The sequence below is a fragment of the Asticcacaulis sp. genome (assembly GCF_027484505.1).
Taxonomy (GTDB): Bacteria; Pseudomonadota; Alphaproteobacteria; order Caulobacterales; family Caulobacteraceae; genus Asticcacaulis.
This window is the reverse complement of record NZ_JAIXSV010000118.1, coordinates 33,129-53,541: the sequence shown is the minus strand read 5'-3', so window position 1 is coordinate 53,541 and position 20,413 is coordinate 33,129. Positions and strand designations below refer to the sequence as shown.

The window sequence follows — 20,413 nt, the reverse complement described above, 5'->3', positions numbered from 1 at the left end:
AACGACTTCAATAATTTTATTTTGCACTTTCTATTTCGGCATTGCCGCATGATGGTGGGATTGTAATGTCATTCAAAATTTTTTATGTTATCGCAGGGGGCGAGCCACGTTACGTTTCCACGCTCCATAGGTTGTTTTGTGCCCTTGGTATAACGAACTCCGCGGATTACTGGAATCATAAAGAGATTGCGGCGTTGTCGAAGGATGTCTCAGACATTGTTCCTTCGGTTGGGGAACTGGATGATATCAGTCCTGAAACGGCGGATCTTTCTAACTTCGACACAGTTTTCACGCAGCGCGCCGTAGAGGCGTTGGACGCGGCGTTCACGGACTGCGAGAAAATCGCCGTAAATCTATCCGACATTGGTGCCCTTTCGGGTTTCTGGCTCAGGGCCTTTCAAGCATCGGGCGGGCAAGTGGTATCCATTTTTGAGGTGTCTGCCCCAGAGAACCTTACCACGAACAGTTTCGGTGATGCTGGGGAGAAATTCAGGACTTGGCTTAAAGCTATCGTCATTGCGAATACGCTTGCCGAAAAGGGAGGCGGCATTTTCCTTGACTATGCAACGTTGCTGGAATCTTGGATTGAGCGTCTTGACGACGTAGAGCGGATAACCAAGACCCGTCTGCCAGATTTATCCGAAGAGTCCTACCAGCAAGTGGAGTCATTGATCTTACGGCGCCGGATAGAATTTGCTATATCAAAACCTTGTGACACTCTGACCGCTCCATTTCACCCTTTCGCTGATATGGTGCACCAAGCGTTACTACGGGCGACAAAAAACAACCAGAAGGTTGACGCAGACGTTATAAAAGCTATTGAGCGCTACTTAAACGATAGCCGCGACTACGTGTCACCTCCGCAACTCGATCTCGTCGAGTCCGTGGACTTCGTGGAACCGATCAAGCCTACCGATGTCAGGGAGGCTGCTGTCTCAGCAGAGTTTGTCGAAGAAAGGTCAATACCGGAAGCCCTCGGCGAAGACGAACAAGCGAAATCGGATCCAATTAGCGAGATTTCCGGCGCCGACCGTACTCGTGGGGCCCTTTTACCGGACGATAAGCTCGTGGTAGGCGCAGAATTCCTCAAAAAGCCTACGGTCTCTGTCCTCAAGACCGATCTCATTGTATCGCAGGATAGTGATGGTAAGGCCTCGGAGTTATTAGAAGAGATTCGGGACCTTTCCCGAGAGCTTAGTTTTTACTCGGAGCGTAAAATTGAGCTTGAACGGGAGCTTTATCGGCTGCAGGAAGTGAATCTAAAGCTGCAGGAGGAAAACCGCACGCTTCTCGAGAGTGTTCTCGCCAACAATAAAATTGTTGTTTCACAACCCGTGCCCCAGATGGGCGGATCCGATGCCCCGCCCGAAGCGAGGGAAATCGAAGAACGTATGGCGATTGCCGAGCGCGAGCGTGATGCCGCTCAGGAGCGCATCGATGAACTTTCTTCCGAAGTCATCCGCCTTCAACAATATGCCGATAGTCTGCAGGCCGGCTTGTCGCACTCCACTGAAGCCGTCGAGGCGCGGGCAATAAGAGCAGAGGAAGCATACAATGGCACGGTCCAGCGGCTCAGAGAGGTCGAGCAGCACGTGCGAAACGTCGAGGCTGACCGGGAAAAGACTGTTGCGTCTCTACGCGAGGCACTGGAACATGAAGTGGCTCGCGCAAGTTCGATTGACCATGAGCGCGGGATTATGGCGGCGCGGGTAGCGGAATTGAGTTTGGAGATAATGCGCATTCAATCGTTCAATGAGCAGAATATGGTGTCCCGTGATGTCTATGTTGATGCAACGGAAAAACTGAATTTGCTTGAGCAGGAAGTATTGACTCTTCGCCAGGAAAAATTAGACGCCGCACCGCTACTTCGGGAACGCGAAGCTATCTTGGCGTCGAACAGCTGGAAACTGACAGCTCTGCCTAGAGCTATTTTGACCGTATTCAGGACTAGGAAATAATGAGTAATTCGGCTCAAAAAAATGATGCTGCCATAGACACGTCCACGGTCCACTTGATCACTGACAGTGTTTACTTCGATAAAGATTTTTACCTCAAGCAGGCCGCCGATCCCAAGGCGGCCGAAAACCCAGCTCTGCATTATCTGACAGTCGGTGAGAGGCTGGGTATACCGGCGTCGGCGGTGTTCGATCCTTCAGTCTATCATAGTCTAAACCCCGACGTGCGTGCGTCGGGCATGAGTGCGCTGGTTCATTACGAGTTGTTCGGGCGGCATGAGGGACGGGCGATCACGTTCGCCTGTGATCGCATAAGGTTGAACCTTTCGAAGATAGACCCCGGCAAACCGACGGTCGTGCTGATCCTGCATGAAGCTACCTATTCCGGCGCGCCGATCCTTGGTTGGAATATCATGCGCGAGTTGAAACTAACGCGTAACGTCGTGGTTCTCCTGCGTAAAGGGGGGCCTTTAACAAAGAGTTTAGACACGTTCGCCTCCGCTGTGATCGAGTGTCCAGGCCCGGAGGTGACGGACAATCCGCACGAATGTAAGCGTCTGGCCGAGCGAATCAAGGCCGCCTATGATCCGATTTATGTCATTGCCAACAGTGTCGAAACGCGAATGTTCGGGGTGGCGCTGCGCCAGACTGAGATACCACTTATTTCGTTGGTCCATGAATTTGCGAGCCATAGCGCGCCTTACGCTTTGACAGCGTTTTTCAAGAGCAGCGACCTGATCGTTTTTCCGTCGAAGCTGGTTCACAGGTCGAATTCAGATGCCTACGGCATAATTGAACAGCGTCACTACATACTGCAACCACAAGGCCCCTCCGAGGTTCCGCGGCTTCTGGACGGCGAAGTGATTGAAGCCGGCAACTCCATGTCGGGTGCTTCAGACAAGGCCTTGGAAAAACTGCTGGCGGCCAAGGATGCTCCTTTTACGGTGGTCGGTCTCGGTGCGGTCGATTTGCGCAAGGGCGTTGATCTGTTCATCGCCACGGCGACCGCACTGAATGCTCGCTACCCGGATATCGATTTCCGTTTTATCTGGATCGGCGAGCGGGTTCTTCCCAAACCAAATCAGTATTATACCTTCCTAGACGAACAGATCGAACGTTGCGGAATAAAAGACCGGATACATATGTATTCACCCGTCGATGATCTTGAGCCAGTCTACGCGGCTGCGGACGCGCTTTTTGTAAGCTCACGGCTTGATCCGCTTCCCAATGTTGGCATTGACGCCATGTTGCGCGGCGTGCCAGTTCTGTGTTTCGAGGAAGCGACGGGATTTGCAGAAATTCTGTCCGCTCATGAAGACACCCGCGGACTTGTGGCCGCTTATATGGATACGGGCGCCATCGCTGAAGAGTTGGCGTCTCTAGCGCAAGATGCTTCACGAAAGCAAAAGATTTCCCGCACTGTATCGCGCATCGCTCGCGCGAATTTTAACATGATGACCTACGTTAAGAAGCTCGACACGTTCGGCCGTCATGCGGCGGCACGTCTGAAGGGCATTGACGATCAGGTCGAAACGCTGGTGACTGAAAAATCGTTCAACGCTGAACTTTATCTTGGGGCTAAGGCGACTGCCTCGCTGACTCTCGCCCAAGCGGCGCGTCGTTACCTGCTCGACACTAGCAACGTCAACTTTTGTGGCCCGGCCGTGTGGGGCGATCACCCGCGGCGGGCACTGGAGGGCTTTCACGCTTTGCGCTACGGGGAGCTTGCTCCGGATTTCCCGCGTGACGGGACGGTCGATCCCTTGGTCCACTTCGCCCGCTCCGGTCGCCCGATTGGGCCTTGGATACATAAAGTCATTCATCTGCCTGGTGACCGTAGCGAACGTGAGCTCGTTGTTACCCGCAAACCGGTCGCAATGCATGGTCACTTCCATTACCTCGACAACTTCCCCGAATTTCTTGAGGCGATGGACGCTAACAAACAGCCGGTCGACCTTTTCCTAACCACCACCGCTTCCGAAGCAGCGCACCGTCTGGAAAAAATGACCGAGGCCTATACTAAGGGACGCGTACAGATCAGCGTTCTCAACAACCTCGGACGTGATGTGCGTCCATTCGTGAAGTTACTTGAAGGCGCTCTGGACGGGTACGATATCATTGGTCACGTACACGGCAAGCGCAGCGTCCATACGATGGATTACGACTCCGATCTGGGTAACCGATGGCGTGTGTTCCTGTGGCAGCATCTCATGGGGCCAGACGCTCCGGCCGCCGACATCATCATTGAAGAGATGGAAAAAGATCCGTCGATCGGCATGGTGTTTCCGCAAAACGATTTTCTGGTCGGCTGGGAGCTCAATAAGGAAATTGCGGCTGACATGGCACCAAGACTGGGCATTAAGCAGATTCCTGAGCACTTGGAATTCCCGGTCGGGACCATGTTCTGGGCCCGTCGAGATGCGCTTCAGAAACTGGTCGAAGCCCAATTCACAGAGGAAGATTATCCGCAGGAGCCACTGCCGATCGATGGCACTATGTTACACGCGTTAGAACGCCTTCTGCCTGTCATCGTCGAAGAGTCTGGCTACAAGCTCGCCTCCACCTACTTCCCTAAGTACACGCGGTAATGACTTTGCGCAGCGTAGTCCTTGGCGGGACAGGATTTGTCGGCAATGGTTTGGTGCGCGCTTTGGGCGAACAGGGCGGGCACGTCCGGGTTGTCGGCAGGTCGTTTCCTAGGATGGCCGAAGCCAAATCGCCTCCTTTCGAGGGGGTGGGGCTCGACCTGTTCAACAGTTCGGATGATGACCTGCGCCGTGTCATTGACGGATGCGACGTGGTTTACCATCTGGCATGGTCCAGTCTGCCCTCGTCGGCTGAAGCCGATGTACTTGCTGACATGGAAACCAATGTGATATTCACGCTTCGTCTACTCAATCTGATGGAAAAGACGGGCGGCCGTCTTGTCTTTTGTTCTTCGGGCGGAACGGTTTACGGGCATGCAGCCATGGACCTAATAGACGAGACGCATCCGCTTCAGCCTATAAATGCATACGGCGCTGGCAAGGTTTGCGCGGAAACCTACTGTAATCTCTATCGCTTTACCGGTAGAGTTGATGCCCGCGTAGCGCGCCTGTCGAACCCTTATGGTGCCGGTCAAGACAAGGGCCGAATGCAGGGAGCTTTGTCACGTTTCGTACGTCTTGCTGTGAGCGGCGAGCAGATCGAGATATGGGGCGATGGAGAAGTCGTTCGCGATTATATCGATATCGATGACGCGGCAAGGGGGATGATAGCTTTGGCGCAATGCAATACTCTTACCGAGGGCGCGCCGGCGGTTTTCAATATAGGCAGCGGTCGGGGTACCAGTCTCAATCGTCTCCTCACTAAAATCGAAGGCGAGCTCGGGCGTAAACTGTCCGTGACTCGTATGCCCGGGCGCCGCATCGACGTCCGCTCGAATGTACTGAATGTCGATAAGGCGCGGTCAATTCTGGGTTGGCAGGCGACCGTGGAACTGGCGGATGGTATCCGAAATCTGATAGCCACCATTTCCAAATAACTCTTTTGCGCCCAACCGCGAGCTACGGTCTTGCATGACTGCCGAAATAAAATACGAGTATCTTGAACATATCGCCATTCGTAGCATTCCGACGGACGGACAAGACGCATTTGCCGGCTTTGTAACGCAGGACGGCAAGATCGCTTTCGATCGCGTAATTGACAGCCCATTTCTGGAGTTCGACGAAAAGACCCTCATACGCTTCGGTCCGGACGATCATATTCATCAGGAATACAAGGATGCGTTAGCAACGCCTGGCTTCATTGCATCTGGCATAATTGATTTCAATCAGTATGCCTTCGTTGAAAACTGCGCACTTCCTATCGATTTCGACACGAACGAGGCCGTTATTGGCGAGCCTTTGTGCTGGGGATGTGATTTCGCCCTTTGGTACGCCGAACGCCATAAATTGCCTAAAATGGTCCGAAGGTTCGCCGACCCATGCTTTCGTCGCCAACTGGACGAAACTCTTGACCGGAATACTATAAGAGGTGAGGCGGTGGTCCTTTCTGCGCCGGGTCAAGATATTTATGGGCATTGGTTGCTTGACATGTTGCCGAGGCTCAATGTCCTGCGTGAGGCCGGGCTCGATTCATTGCCAGTGTATTGCGACAGCGTCCCGCGTTGGGCCGCCTATTTCCTAAAGTCTTTTGGTTTAGACATAGATGCCATAAGGCCACATCCTTCACGCTTTTTCAGAGTCGAACACGCCAAGGTGCCCACTAGTTCCAAATCTGGATTCCGTCTGGGTGGGCGGGCGCTTGAAGACGCATGGGCCCAGGTGCGCCCTCCGGCGGTGTACAGTATGCCGATCAGCGCGATGGCGGAGAAAATTTTCTTCAGTCGTCGGGGCTGGTCAAAGGGAAATCGGGAGAGCTTCGATAATATCGATGCTCTGGAGCGCGCCGCGCAAAGCCGCGGATATCGGATCGTTTCCCCACAAGATTACACGGTCGAACAGCAGTTGTTGATGATGAGGGAGGCACGAATCGTCATAGGTGAAGACGGGAGTGCGTTGCATAATATAGTATTCGCTCAACCGGGTATTCGGCTGGGCGTATTGTCACTCCGCCATCGCAACAACCTTTGGCACTATGGGATAGCCCACATCAAGCAGGGGCATGTGGCTTACATATTCCCCGAAAACCATACGCCCAAACATATTGAAGTCAGTACCTTCCATGAGTTTGTGGATGCGCTTGAAGCTTAGTTCGCCATACTGTCGGTTTGTCGGCGGACATGCCTCTGCGGGTCGGCCGTTGTTTTCGGCAAACCGAAGGACTACTTTGTCTCGGTCGTTTCTGCGGACCACCGGGCATATTTTCCGAATGTTGTCTGAAGCCGTGTTTAAACCGGAGCCGTTATGATCAGTCCTTACCGAGACCTTCCCGATCATCACTTCTGGCGTCGATCCGTGTCCGGGCGAACCCCGGAGACCTTAGATCCGATTATCCCTTCACGATTTCGGTTTGGCCGCGAAGATCGCATAGCTACTGCGGGAAGCTGCTTCGCCCAGCATATCGCCCGGACCCTGCAATCCACAGGGTTCACCTACTTGCGCGCGGAAACCGGCCCCAGCTCTGTCGGCGCAACTGACGAAAATTACAGCACTTTCTCGGCGCGCTATGGCAACATATATACCGTGCGTCAGCTTCTGCAACTGTTTCAGAGGGCGTTCGGACTTTTCGATCCCGCCGGACGCGCCTGGCGCAGGGACGACGGACGCTTTGTGGATCCGTTTCGCCCAGTGATCCAGTCCGAAGGTTTTGCGAACGAGGAGGATGTGCTGGCAGACAGGGAGGCGCATCTGGCAGCGGTACAGACTATTTTTGAAACCTGCAACGTTTTCATCTTTACGCTTGGCTTGACGGAAGGGTGGAGGAGTCAGTCGGATGAGGCGGTCGTACCTCTCGCGCCCGGTGTTGTGGCCGAAGCCCCGGCCGGTGAGAGTTTTGTATTTCATAATTTTTCTGTTCCGGAGATGTCTGCCGACCTGTCCCTGTTTTTGACATTGCTGCGCAAGGTGAACCCAACTGTGCGAGTCGTTTTGACAGTGTCGCCGGTCGCGCTGATCGCCACGTATGCACGCCAGCATGTCCTGGTAGCAAACGCCTATTCCAAGGCTGCCTTACGGGTCGTGGCTGACATGGCGCAGCATGCTTTCGATTTTGTCGATTATTTCCCGTCCTACGAGATGATCACCGGGCCGCATGCGCGAGGTAGATTTTTCATGGAAGACTTGCGTGAGGTTACCGCCGAAGGGGTCGATCATGTCATGCGCAACTTCGCCCGCCACTATCTCGACGAGACACTCGTCAAATCGCACGTCGCAGCGGGAAGCTATGTGATCCGGGAAGAAGATATTCGTTACCAGAGAGCACTCATCGAAAGCGTGAGTCAGGTCATCTGCGACGAAGAACACATTGACCGGAGGGCCTAATGTTCAAGCTGTTCAAGAAAAAGCTGAAAGTGGCGATTGTCGGAGGGTGTCAGGCGGAAGGACTGGCGGAGGCAACGCGTCACCTAATTCCACACGCCGTCGTTTCGGCGTGGCACGCCGGCGTCAATCCCCCGGACTCACCTGAGGCAATTGTCGCAAAAATTAAGGATTTCGATCTTGTCCTCACACAAATCGGTTCAGGCCATGGCATGCCCGAATTGGAGATCGATCGTTTAACGGGATGGCATCCCAACGCCCATTTCATGCCCACCTTCGTATTCTCGGGATTCCACCCCGATCTCAGCTACGCTTTCGACAGTACGGGACTTATCAACGCTGTCCATTCCGATTTTCACTCGAAGATTGCAGTCGCTGGCTTTCTTTTGGGGTTGTCGCCTCAGCGCACCTTGAGCCTCTACAACGGTCTGATTTTTACCGAGTTAGGGTATTTCGACGTCTTCCCAGCGGCAAGAAACGCTGTTGAATCGCAGTTGCGAGAGATGGGGTTCGAAATCGACGGAATGATTGATGGTTGGCTCGGCCAGGGGGAGCCCTTCATGTATATGACCAATCATCCTGCCGTTCGCGTACTCGCTGCCCTAGCTGCTCAGCTCTACAGTCGGCTCGGCCTTATTCCCAGGAGCGCCCCCCTGCCCGAAATCGAGAAGGACCATCTCGGGGAAAGCTTTACTTGGCCAGTCTATCCGGCCCTAGCCGCGCGGATCGGCGCGCGCGGATCATTCGATTTTAAGCGCCCAGCTTGGCTTACCCCAGCTGGTGAGAGCCGCTCGCTCACCATGAAGCAATATCTCATTGATCTATTTAATTTTTATGATAACGTCCCACGTGAGCGCTTGCTTGTTTCGCCCTTTTTAGAAACGGTGGCGAAAATCGAACCCTTGCTGGTGAGTGGCGGTTCGATATCGGCGTCATGACTTGTATTTAGTGGCGGCCTATGGACATCTACGAACGGTGTCGCGGTGTATTTCTCGTGCTTATGGGGAAGTATAAGCGCCTTGTTATGTGGGGGAGAGGGGCTTATAATGGCGTTTGAATATTTTGGGGATACCCAGTTATGAAAATATTGCCGGTCATCATGTCGGGCGGATCAGGTACTAGACTTTGGCCTTTGTCTACGCCGGAGCGGCCCAAGCAGTTTCACGCGCTGGCGACGCATAATACGATGATTCAGGAGACAGCTCTGCGTCTTTCGGGGCCGGAATTTCTAAGCCCGGTGATTATCTGCGGTGAAAGCCATCACGCGCTGGCGACCGTTCAGCTTGAGGCCATCAATCTGTCGCCCCAAGCGGTCGTGCTTGAGCCGTTTGCGCGAAATACGGCGGCGGTAGCGGCGGTGGCGGCCTTGATAGGTATGGAGGTAGATCCTGAGGCTTTAGTTCTTTTGGTGCCCGCTGACCATGTCATTTCAAAGCCCGAATCCTTTCGCGCTGCAATGCGGCGCGCCAGCTTAGTCGCCGACGACAGGATTATTACGTTCGGTATTCAGCCCACCGCTCCGGAAACGGGCTTTGGCTACATAGAGCGCGACGAGCAGCTGACGGACGGTGTGTATGGTATTCGCCGCTTTCTTGAAAAGCCGAATTTCGAGACCGCACAGGCATATGTCAACGACGGCGGGTATGCTTGGAATGCTGGCATATTTCTTTTTTCGCCAAAAATCATGCTTGAGGAAATTGCGGCCTATGAGCCCGCGGTGCTGAAAGCGTCGCGTGACGCGCTCGAACGTGGGGTAAATAATGGCAAGACCCGCCTGCTTGATCCTGAAAGCTTTATGCTATGCCCGTCGATTTCGATCGATTACGCGGTCATGGAGCGCACGAAAAGAGCCGCAACGGTACCATGCGACATCGGCTGGGCCGATGTAGGGGGATTCAGCGAGCTTTGGCGCTTGGGGGCCAAGGACGGTAGTGGCAACCACGCACAGGGCAGTGCCATCCTGATCGACGCCCGCAACTGCCTAGTACGGGCCGACGGCCCGCCTGTGGCGGTCATCGGGCTAGACGACATCATGGTGGTTTCGACCCCTTCGGGAATTGTCGTGGCGCCCATTGCCCGTGCCCAAGACGTCAAGCTAGCGGCAGAAGCCGCCAAAAAGCTGCAAATTGAACAGCGCGCCCTTCCAGCTGAGCTTGCTGGTTTGGTCGAAATGAATTAGCTGTTAATTAAAAAACGGTTCCTGATGTGCGGTGCGGCAAAATTATTTTAACAAGCGTTGGCAAATGCCGCGATTTGGTCGTATGAAATCAACCATCATGGTGTCGCGCCGTAGGCGTAGGTTCCAGAATTATAACTTTTCGAGATTTTAGAGATGACACAAAAGCAAAAAACGGCCCTCATAACGGGCGTGACTGGCCAAGATGGTTCGTATCTGGCAGAGTTCCTTATTGAAAAAGGATATGTGGTTCATGGAATTAAACGTCGCGCATCGTTGTTCAATACGGCGCGTGTAGACCATATTTATGAAGATCAGCACATTTCCAACTCGAATTTCAAACTTCACTACGGTGACCTGACGGATACATCAAACCTAACTCGTCTCATTCGCGACATTGAGCCGGATGAAATCTACAACCTCGGCGCCCAATCCCATGTGGCCGTGAGCTTTGAGGCTCCGGAATACACCGCCGATGTTGATGCTATGGGGGCTCTGCGTCTGCTCGAGGCCATCCGCTTCCTCGGCCTAGAAAAGAAAACCCGTTTCTATCAGGCCTCGACGTCTGAGCTTTACGGTCTGGTTCAAGAGATTCCGCAACGTGAAACGACTCCGTTTTATCCCCGTTCGCCGTACGCGGTCGCCAAGCTATATGCTTACTGGATTGCAGTGAATTACCGGGAGGCTTATGGGATTTACGCTTGCAACGGCATCCTCTTCAATCACGAGTCACCACGCCGCGGGGAAACCTTCGTTACGCGCAAGGTCACGCGTGGTCTAGCCAATATTTCTCTCGGCCTCGAAAAGTGCCTCTACATGGGCAATATCGATTCCTTGCGAGACTGGGGGCATGCCAAGGATTACGTTCGCATGCAGTGGATGATGTTGCAGCAGGAAGCGCCGGAAGATTTCGTTATCGCTACCGGTGTGCAATATTCAGTCCGTGAATTCATCAGTTGGTCAGCGAAGGAGTTGGGGATTACGCTTGAATTCTCTGGCGAGGGCATCGATGAGGTTGCTACAGTGGCGGCGATCGAGGGCGAACTTGCCCCGGCCCTGAAAGTCGGCGATGTTATCGTGAGGATCGACCCGCGCTATTTCCGTCCCGCCGAAGTGGAGACCCTTCTAGGTGACCCCACCAAGGCAAAGGAACGTCTGGGCTGGACACCGGAGATCACCGTGCAGGAAATGTGCGCTGAGATGGTTGCCGAGGACTATAAGGCTGCCCGTCGTTTTGCCATCCTTAAAGCTCACGGCTTGGAATTGCCGGTCAGTTTGGAAGGCTAAATATGACTTACAATTTGCAAGGCAAGCGTATCTATGTTGCTGGACACCGGGGCATGGTAGGGTCGGCTGTTGTCCGTCGACTTGCTTCAGAGGGGTGCGAGGTAATAACCGCCGATCGTGCGCGAGCCGATTTGAAGCGACAGTCCGAGGTGGAGGCTTTTTTTAAGTCCGAGCGCCCAGACGGGGTCATCATGGCCGCCGCTAAGGTCGGTGGTATCTTGGCAAACGATCTCTATCCAGCGGAATTCCTCTACGACAACCTGATGATAGAGTCGAATATTGTTCATGCCGCGCATGAGGCTGATGTCGAGAAATTTCTTTTTCTGGGTTCTTCTTGCATCTATCCGAAATACGCGGAGCAGCCTATTCGTGAGGACTCGCTTCTCACCGGCGCGCTGGAGCCGACGAATGAATGGTATGCGATTGCGAAGATAGCAGGGATCAAGCTTGCTCAGTCTTATCGCAAGCAATACGGCCATGACTATATTTCGGCGATGCCGACCAATTTGTATGGCCCTGGTGACAATTTCGATTTGAAAACCAGTCACGTGATGCCGGCGATTATTCGCAAGGTTCACGAGGCCAAGATGAATGGTGACAAAGAAGTAGTCGTATGGGGGACCGGGACGCCTCGTCGGGAGTTCCTTCACAGTGACGACTGCGCCGACGCCTTGGTGTTCCTATTTAAAAATTATAGCGCCCCCGAGCATGTGAATGTTGGTTCAGGCGAAGACGTAAGCATTCTTGAACTCACGCAAATCGTTTGCGAGGTCGTGGGTTACGAAGGTCAAGTCGTTAATGATCTATCCAAACCGGATGGAACTCCACGCAAATTAATGAGTGCGGACGTATTGCGAGGATTGGGATGGCAGCCAAAAATAGGTCTCAAAGAGGGTATTCTAAATGCCTATTCGTGGTATCTCGAAAATCACTGATCTGGTAGATAAACTGCCCCTCTGATCTGATTTGCAGCCAATGAAGCGACGTACCTTGGTATAGTCTCAGGTGTATGGTTTGAACCAATTCAAACGCCAACCCAATCCACCGATCACGTAACTAAGTTAATCGAGTGTTTGTAAATAGAGGTATCGCAACTCATGAGCCGGCGTAATTCTGCCTCCAAACATGAGTTAGTTTTAGAGATGAAATGGCCTTGGATAAGATAATACCTGTTGGTGACTTCCGCATACCTGATGAATTGCGAGGTTCGTTGTCGGATGATGGCGTTCTTCATGTTGCTGAAGGGTACACGGATTTCGTAATCTATGGGCCTTACTGGGTAATGCAGGAGGGGCTGTATGTAGTGAGCCCTCAAATTGTCCCTCATCGTGAAGCCGAGACGTATGGCGTCCTAGAACTGTGCGAGCGCGGAGCGGTCCTAGCCAGTGCGGATTTGAAGCCGGGTTGTAGTCTCTCGACGAAGTTGCCGGACCTTGAAGGGCTTGAGATTCGCATCAAGTCCGCCGGCGCCGCATTCGACCTTTTGAATGTGATTATGGTTTATTCGCCCGACATAAGCGCGGCAAAGAGGGCGGAGCGTAAAGCGCTGATTCGAAAAGAGATCGAGAAGGTGGATGCCTTTCTCGACCGGAGCGCTTCTGTGAGCCTTGAGGAGGCTGAAGCAGTTTTCGGCTCCTTAGGCGAAGACTACCGCCGGTTGGATGTCGTGGCTAAGGCCCTGCATGACGGCGTCGATGCTCGCGTAGCGCGCGCCTTGACGACTGGCTTGGATTTTCAAAGTGCTCTAGATCCGTGGCTGGCTGCGCAGCCGCGTGTGACGGTGTTGGACGCTTGGGGTGAGTTCTTTGTACCAAATTCAATCGCCCTTTCAGATGCGGGATTCGACATTGAAGCGGTTAGAATTTTGAGCACTGATCGGCCGGCGCTATCGGCGCTCTATGCCGAGAGCGCGGGGTTTAAAGATGTAGCGCTGCAGCTCAAAGACCTACCCCATAATGAGTATGACATGACTCATGGAATGGAATGGTTCCCGGAGCTCAAAAAAGTTCAGGGCGGGTTCAGCAAGCTGGCGGCCCTGACCGGGAGCGCGCAAACTATCTGCCCGTTTACCGGTGCCATACTAACCTCTAGCCACTGCTTGGTTTCACCGACGGACGCTGTCAAACAGGTACTGCTGTTTTACCGCTTCGAAAGCGTGGAGACATTCTATCTGATCATATCGGGCTTTTCCGGCAGCAAGAATTTCCTTTATTATCCCAAGGGCAACATAGTCTTGCGGTTGCACTCTCACCTGTTCGAGTGGGGTGACATGCAAACCATCGTTGATCAATTCCACCGTCTGATGATGCCCAGACTTGTCAAAGTTATGGAATATCTGAAGGCACCGACGCACCGGGCGATAGTTAGTGGAACTATGCAAAATGTAGGACATTTCTTTTGGAATGAAATTTCTGGATTGCACGATTATGCCAGCAAGGGATATTTGGACGGTATTACGGTCGGCTTGACATATAATGCCGATTACATCGACCCCTACACCATACTACCCGACACGCTTTTGCCGGATCGTCAGAGCCTAAAAACCGAAGTCGACTTATGTGAAGCAGTTCTGGATCAGCATCTTTTCTGCATACGCCCTATCGGTGCGTCGATCTCCGATGAAATGGCAAATGAAATAAAGGTCCTAGCCAACAAGAAAGCATCCTCTGAGCAGAAAGTCGCTTTGAAGCAGGCCCGGAAAGCAGATTATCTCATCTGGGCGGCGTTGAGAGCGCACAACAAAGTCTGGGTCAACCAAATCGATGGTATCGTGGCCGTGGCGGAAGATTTGGCTAAAGCTCATGGTAGGGTTGCGCTTTATCTTGATGGTACACCCGACTGTGCCGATGCGGCCAACGCTATAAAAGAGAGGCTGCCGGCGAGCGTACAGTTGTTCGATGGTACCAAAGTATCAATGTACGACACTTTGATGTGGGCGTTTGAAATTGACTCCTATATTGCGACCATCGGCTCAGGTCTGGTGTTCGTTACGTGGCTGGCGGGCAAGCCCGGTGTGGCACATTCGGAAACCCATCATCTCCATCAGATGTCGTTTTGGGGCCACATTCGTGAAAACGCGCCAAAGCCAATTACACCCGAATTTTCGGAGATCAAGGACTTGGGTACGGCGGGGTACTGCGATTATGAAATCGCGCCCGAGGTCATTCAGCGCCTGTTCAGAACTCTAGACGCCAAAACAGCCATTTAAGCCGCTTTTAAAAGGGAATTATTGTGGGAAAAGTTGCGATCATCGGTGGCGGCGTATCGGGCGCCTCCTGTGCCAAACTCTTGCAGCAACGCGGTCATGAGGTGGTGGTCTACGAGAAGGCAAAGGTTCCGGGAGGGCTGATAAAATGCACGGAAGAAGCTGGAAATTTGTTTCACCGTGTGGGCGGCCATGTATTTAATTCCAAGGATGCAGCGGTTTCCGACTGGTTCTGGTCTAACTTCGACAAAGAAACAGAGTTCCTGTTCGCCGAACGTAATGCGTCGATATTTTTCGGCGACCGTTTCGTCGGATATCCAATTGAGCAGTATCTGTATGAACTTGATAAAACCGTTGCGTCTAAGGTTATTGAGGACCTCCTTAAGGCGACGAATTCGTCCAATCGTTTGACTGACTATACTAGCTTCTACGATTTCTTGGTGCAGCGGTTTGGCGAAACTTTGTGTACGGAATATTTCATTCCTTACAACACCAAGATCTGGAAAATGGACCTACGCGAGATGCCTCTGTCCTGGCTGGACGGCAAGCTCCCTATGCCCAGCGTCAAGGAAATTATCGCAGCAAATATTTTGCGCGATAAGGAATCTGGTATGGTACATTCGAAGTTCTACTATCCCAAGAAGGGCGGATCGCAATTCATTATCGATCGGTTGCTTCACGGTATTGCCGTACATACCAGCGAACAGATAGATAAGATCGAAACGTCCGAAAGGGTCGTCATAAACGGTCAGGCATACGACGCAGCCATTTACACCGGTGATATCCGCAAAATTTCTCAAATCGTCACCTCCGGTGGTGACTTGTTCGCTCAGGTGGAAAATTTGCCGTCAAATGGGACTACGACCGTTCTGTGCTCATGTGACGCAAACCCTTATTCATGGGTCTATATCCCCCACAAAGACCTGAAATGTCATCGTATTATTATGACTGGCAATTTCTCCCCTAACAACAATTCGGCTGACTTGCCGCCTAACCGCGTGACTTGCACAGTCGAATTCGTTGGGGAGGTTTCCAAAGAGGTCGTCGATGCCTCGATAAGCCAGCTTCCCTTTAATCTAAGCCCGATTTCTACCAATTTTGAGCCGAATTCTTATGTGATCCAAAACAAGGGTGCACGCGAGGCAGTCGACCTGGTAAGAGGCTCCTTGAAGACGTCGAATATATGGCTTTGCGGGCGTTTTGCGGAGTGGGAGTACTATAATATGGACGCAGCCATACTGTCGGCGATGAATATTGTCGGTGAAGTTGACGCTCGGATAACAAAATAAGGGTGCCCAGATCTTCAAACGGCCTTACCTGTATCGGTGTCTCGACGCAAATCCCAACGGTAAAAGACCGACTGTCGCGCGGCTGTGGGCCAGGTTTCGACAAAGGCCCTCAGTTCGGCGTTACGGCGGGTCTGTTGTTCCGGCTGGTCATCTTCGCTCCGTGACTGCCCTTCCTTGTGCAGCAAGGTGGCTTCCGGGGCATAGATGACCTTCAAGCCGGCTTGACGGGCCTTCAGGCACAGATCGACATCGTTCAGCGTGATCGGGAATCGTGCTTCGTCGAAGCCCCCTAAAAACCGGAACAGGTCAGACCGGATCAGCAGGCAGGCACCGGTGACCGCATCGACTTCACCGGCTGTGGCCAGCAAAGGATGGTTTTGCCAGACGCTTTCGGGGGCGCCCCGCCACGGATGGCCGGGGCCTGGCACAAGATTGGTTGCTACGCCCGCGTGTTGCAGGTCACCAGAGGCGTAGAGGAGCCTTGCGCCCACCACGCCAACGTCTTTGCGTAAGGCATAGGCGGCCATGGCCTTCAGCCACGTGCCATCTCGGGCTTCGATATCGTCATTGAGAAACAGCAATAGCGGGTGCCGGGCTTCGGCCGCCCCCAGATTGCACAGACGCGAGAAGTTGAAGGGTATGTCGTGTCGGACAACGCGCATATCAGGACGGGCAGCGGCCTGTTGCAGCAGGTCGAGCATCGCCGGGCTGGTTGCGCCATTGTCCACGATGATGACTTCATAGTGGACGCCCTCGACAAGGCTCAGCGACTCCAGACAGGCATTCAGAAGATCGTAGCGGACCTTTGTCGGGATAATGATGGAGACCGCCGGTGTGGTGGTTACCTCGGCCGGATGTTCGAGCGGACGCATGGGGTAGTCTGAGGCGGCCGCGCTTTGGCTGGGGGCGGTCAGACTCATGCCGACCGCTGTGCCAGATCGGCGTTTCAGCAGGCTTTTGAGGGCTGAGGCCCACCGATCGGGTGTGAGCAGGAGCCGGGACGCCTTAGCGGCATAGAGGCCGAGTTTCTCAGCAGCGCCCAGACGCCGGGCACTCAGCACTACGGCCTTGTCCGGTGCGCTCCCAGTGTAGCGGTAGTGGAGCCCGTACTGCCCCTGCGGCAGGAACAAGAAGGTTTCGCTAGCCGGGTTCAGGTACAGGATTGTGCGCCGTAGTGTTTCGGTTTCGGTGAGTTCGATTTCCAGACCCGTATTCGCCTGAAAGCGATAAAGGCCTTCCAACGCAAACCGGGCGCTGCCGGGCTGAGGAACACGCAGATCATCCGTGATGCCGCCAAGATCACTGGACAGGTCGGGAGCGAAATCCGCTGTAAAGGCGCTGGACATGTTCTAGACCGCTTCAAACGTTACCGGCGCGCCCCAGAAGGCTTCGACGATGCGCGATTGTGGACCGGGCTCTCCCGTCGTCAAAAAGCGGCGGAGGCCGGACGTGCCAATCTGATAGTCCGGGTGGCGGGCCACGTAGCGTTCCAGCGCGTCGGCCACTGAGGACGGCTGATGGATCAGCGGCGTGCCTTCGGGCAGGGCGGCCTTGAACAGGTCACCAATGATCTCATAATGCGTGCAGCCCAGTATGGCGCGGTCGGGATAGCGGCCGATGCGGGTTTTGAGCGCCTGCACGCGGCTTTCGACGACCGCCTTCAGCTTGTCTTCGCTTTCACCGGCCTCGATCATGCCGGCCAGCCCGATGCAGGGCTCGCTGAACACCGCGAGGTCCTGACGGCGTTTGTCGATCTCGATTTCATAGACCCGCGAACGCGCCGTCGCCGTGGTGCAGAAGATACCCAGCACATCGACATTCTCGACCTTGGGGCCGCGGCGTTCGGCCTCGTGCTCCCACGGCAGACCGGTCGCCGCTTCGATGGTCGGCACGATGATCCCCAGCACATTGACGGCTCTGCCCGCGGTCTGGCGATAACCGGCTAGCCAGCTCGATTGCAGGCGGCGCAGCGCCACGGCCGACGCCGTATTACAGGCCAGAACGACCAGAGAGGCACCGGCCTCAAACAGGGTTTCGCAGCCCTGACGCGTCAATTCGACGATCTCTTCGCCGGAGCGTTCGCCATAGGGGGCGTGTTTCTGGTCGCCGAGGTAGATGAAGTCGGCCTGCGGCATCCGGTCCACTAACGCCCGGTGAATGCTCAACCCGCCGACGCCTGAATCGAATACCCCGATAGCCATGTTTATTTTCCCTTACGCAACCACTCGGCAATGCCGATAATGAGTGTCCTCTCGTCTATAGACCCGCGCCCTTGTCGCCAGCAAGGGTACATGCTTAGATGATTGCGAATGGAACGGATTTGGCGGCGCTGGGCGTTAAGGCTTGAGTCCATAATCGTATTCAGGAGCAGCAGATGGAAATGGATCGTCGCATGGTGATCGGGTTAATGACTTCGGCCGGGTTGATGCCGGGCGTCGCTCTGGCGGCTACGGGCGCGTCGGCGCTGACGGCGGAATGGACCGGCCCCTATGGCGGCATCCCTCCCTTTGATAAGGTCAAGATCGCGGATTTCGAAGCGGCGTTTGACGCAGCCATGACGGCTCAGCGTCAGGAAATCGCGGCGATCACGCAAAACAAAGCCGCGCCGACCTTTGAAAATACCGTGGTCGCGCTTGAGCGTTCGGGGCAGGAGATGGAGCGTGTCTCCACCCTCTACGGCGTGTGGAGCGGTGGGCTGTCCACGCCGGAGCTTCAGGCCATTGCCAAGCGCCTGTCGCCCAAGCTGGCGGCCTTTGGCGACGAGATCAATCAGAACGAAGCGCTGTTTCAGAAGATCAAGAGCGTCTATGACCGCCGCGCCACGTTCAAGCTGACGCCGGAGCAGGACCGCCTTCTGTGGGTCACCTATAATGGCTTTGTGCGGTCGGGGGCCGCCCTGACGCCGCAGGCCAAAACGCGCGTCGCCGAAATCAACAAGGAACTGTCGGTGCTGTTCAACCAGTTCTCCGACAACCTGCTGCACGACGAAGAACAGGTGCTCTACCTCAGCAAGGCTGAGCTGCCGGGTGTGCCGGACGGCTTCATGGCCTCGGCGGCCGCGTCGGCCAAGGCAGCGGGTAAGGACGGTTTGTATGCCATCCCCAACACCCGTTCCGCCATGGAGCCGGTCACCACCTTCTGCACCAACCGCGCGACGCGCGAAAAGGTGTGGCGTCTGTTCGTCAATCGCGGCGACAATGGCGATCAGTGGGACAACAACGCCCTGATCAAGAAGATCCTCAAGCTGCGCGTCGAGCGCGCGAAACTGCGGGGCTATAAGACGCACGCCCACTGGCGCGTCGAAAATGCCATGGCCAAGACGCCGGAAAACGCGATGCAACTGATGGAGTCGGTATGGCCGGCGGCGGTCAAACGCGTGCACGAAGAAGTGGCCGATATGCAGAAGGTCGCCGACGCTGAAAAGGCCGGTATTACTATCGAGCCGTGGGACTACCGCTTCTATGCAGAGAAGGTGCGCAAGGCGCGCTACGATCTCGATGAGAACGAAATCAAGCCCTACCTGCAACTGGATAAACTGGTCGAAGGTATGTTCTGGGCTGCCAGTCAGTCCTACGGTTTTACCTTCAAAAAAGTGACCGGTCTGCCCGTCTTCCATGAGGATGTGACGACCTACGAAGTGCTGCGCGACGGCAAGGTGTCGGGTCTGTTCTACTTCGATCCTTACGCACGCAAGGGCAAGCGGTCGGGCGCGTGGATGAACGCCTATCGCAGCCAGTCGAAAGAAGCCGGCAAGCCGATCCTTCCGATTGTGTCGAACAATTCCAACTTTATCGAAGCGGCACCGGGCGAACCCATCCTGATCTCTTGGGATGACGCCACAACCCTGTTCCACGAATTCGGCCATGCTATCCACGGCCTGTCGTCGAACGTCACCTATGCCTCGCTGTCGGGCACCTCGGTGGCGCGCGACTATGTGGAATTCCCGTCGCAGGTCAATGAACGCTGGCTCTCCACCCCCGAAGTGCTGTCGCGCTTTGCCCTGCACTACAAGACCGGTGAGCCCATGCCGGCGGCGCTTCTTGAGAAGATCAAAAAGGCCGATACCTTCAATCAGGGTTTTGGCACGGTCGAATATCTCTCGTCGGCCCTGATCGACATGAAGCTGCACCTGGCCGGTGACGCAGACATTGATCCAGACGCCTTTGAGCGCGAGGAACTGAGCAAGCTCGGCATGCCGAAGGAAATCGTCATGCGCCACCGCACGCCGCAGTTTTCGCACGTCTTCTCGTCGGACGGCTATTCGGCGGGTTATTACAGCTACCTGTGGGCCGATGTGGTGGCGGCCGACTGCTCCGAAGCCTTCGCCGAAGCACCCAAGGGCTTCTACGATCAGACCGTGGCCGGGCGGATGCTCAAATACATCCTCAGTGTCGGCAACACCATCGACCCGGCGGATGCCTATCGTCAGTTCCGTGGCCGCGATGCCGTCCCGAAGGCTCTTATGCGGGCACGCGGCTTCGCCTGAGTATCGCTCTAAATGCGTGATCTAAGGCCGGAACCTCTGATCGGGTTCCGGCCTT

General features: G+C 54.6%; 14 protein-coding genes. 12 read left to right on the top strand and 2 right to left on the bottom strand.

Annotation, left to right across the window (positions count from 1 at the left end):
• The first annotated feature begins 65 nt into the window (after nucleotides 1-65).
• The 11 genes from Q0072_RS07310 to Q0072_RS07260 all read left to right on the top strand — a co-directional run bounded on the left by Q0072_RS07310 (nucleotide 66) and on the right by Q0072_RS07260 (nucleotide 15,872).
• Complete coding sequence (locus Q0072_RS07310; RefSeq protein ID WP_298327823.1) at nucleotides 66-1,958, top strand: hypothetical protein; 1,893 nt, start codon at nucleotides 66-68, stop codon at nucleotides 1,956-1,958.
• A complete protein-coding gene (locus Q0072_RS07305) occupies nucleotides 1,958-4,543 on the top strand; it encodes a rhamnan synthesis F family protein (RefSeq protein WP_298327821.1) in 2,586 nt (861 codons plus the stop codon). Before Q0072_RS07310 ends, Q0072_RS07305 begins: the two co-directional genes overlap by 1 nt.
• Nucleotides 4,543-5,478 (top strand): NAD-dependent epimerase/dehydratase family protein, encoded by a 936-nt coding sequence (locus Q0072_RS07300; RefSeq protein ID WP_298327819.1) that lies wholly within the window; start codon nucleotides 4,543-4,545, stop codon nucleotides 5,476-5,478. The genes Q0072_RS07305 and Q0072_RS07300 overlap by 1 nt, the downstream gene beginning before the upstream one ends.
• Nucleotides 5,479-5,512: 34 nt before the next feature.
• Nucleotides 5,513-6,688: a glycosyltransferase 61 family protein gene (locus tag Q0072_RS07295; protein WP_298327817.1), complete on the top strand. Its 1,176-nt coding sequence runs from the start codon at nucleotides 5,513-5,515 to the stop codon at nucleotides 6,686-6,688.
• Between the two features lie 153 nt (nucleotides 6,689-6,841).
• Nucleotides 6,842-7,918, top strand: coding sequence for a GSCFA domain-containing protein (locus Q0072_RS07290; protein ID WP_298327814.1), 1,077 nt, complete (start codon nucleotides 6,842-6,844; stop codon nucleotides 7,916-7,918).
• Entirely contained in the window at nucleotides 7,918-8,853 is a 936-nt protein-coding gene (locus Q0072_RS07285) for a WcbI family polysaccharide biosynthesis putative acetyltransferase (RefSeq protein WP_298327812.1), read from the top strand. Before Q0072_RS07290 ends, Q0072_RS07285 begins: the two co-directional genes overlap by 1 nt.
• A gap of 140 nt (nucleotides 8,854-8,993) precedes the next feature.
• Complete coding sequence (locus Q0072_RS07280; protein ID WP_298327809.1) at nucleotides 8,994-10,094, top strand: mannose-1-phosphate guanylyltransferase/mannose-6-phosphate isomerase; 1,101 nt, start codon at nucleotides 8,994-8,996, stop codon at nucleotides 10,092-10,094.
• A 153-nt stretch (nucleotides 10,095-10,247) separates the two neighbouring features.
• A complete protein-coding gene (gene gmd, locus Q0072_RS07275; RefSeq protein ID WP_298327807.1) occupies nucleotides 10,248-11,378 on the top strand; it encodes a GDP-mannose 4,6-dehydratase in 1,131 nt (376 codons plus the stop codon).
• A 2-nt stretch (nucleotides 11,379-11,380) separates the two neighbouring features.
• Nucleotides 11,381-12,313 carry a GDP-L-fucose synthase gene (locus Q0072_RS07270; protein ID WP_298327805.1) on the top strand — a complete coding sequence of 311 codons (933 nt, stop codon included), beginning with the start codon at nucleotides 11,381-11,383 and terminating at the stop codon, nucleotides 12,311-12,313.
• 212 nt (nucleotides 12,314-12,525) lie between these two features.
• On the top strand, nucleotides 12,526-14,586 hold the full coding sequence (locus tag Q0072_RS07265) for a hypothetical protein (RefSeq protein WP_298327804.1): 2,061 nt from the start codon (nucleotides 12,526-12,528) through the stop codon (nucleotides 14,584-14,586).
• A 23-nt stretch (nucleotides 14,587-14,609) separates the two neighbouring features.
• Nucleotides 14,610-15,872, top strand: coding sequence for an FAD-dependent oxidoreductase (locus Q0072_RS07260; protein WP_298327800.1), 1,263 nt, complete (start codon nucleotides 14,610-14,612; stop codon nucleotides 15,870-15,872).
• A 14-nt stretch (nucleotides 15,873-15,886) separates the two neighbouring features.
• On the opposite strand, the gene Q0072_RS07255 is transcribed toward Q0072_RS07260, so the two are convergent.
• Nucleotides 15,887-17,218, bottom strand: a complete 1,332-nt coding sequence (locus Q0072_RS07255; protein ID WP_298327797.1) for a glycosyltransferase family 2 protein — start codon at nucleotides 17,216-17,218, stop codon at nucleotides 15,887-15,889.
• A gap of 3 nt (nucleotides 17,219-17,221) precedes the next feature.
• Nucleotides 17,222-18,073, bottom strand: coding sequence for an aspartate/glutamate racemase family protein (locus Q0072_RS07250; RefSeq protein WP_298327794.1), 852 nt, complete (start codon nucleotides 18,071-18,073; stop codon nucleotides 17,222-17,224).
• Nucleotides 18,074-18,246: 173 nt separating this feature from the next.
• Here Q0072_RS07250 and Q0072_RS07245 point away from each other — a divergent pair, with 173 nt between their 5' ends.
• On the top strand, nucleotides 18,247-20,358 hold the full coding sequence (locus tag Q0072_RS07245; protein ID WP_298327790.1) for a M3 family metallopeptidase: 2,112 nt from the start codon (nucleotides 18,247-18,249) through the stop codon (nucleotides 20,356-20,358).
• The last annotated feature ends 55 nt before the right edge of the window (nucleotides 20,359-20,413 follow it).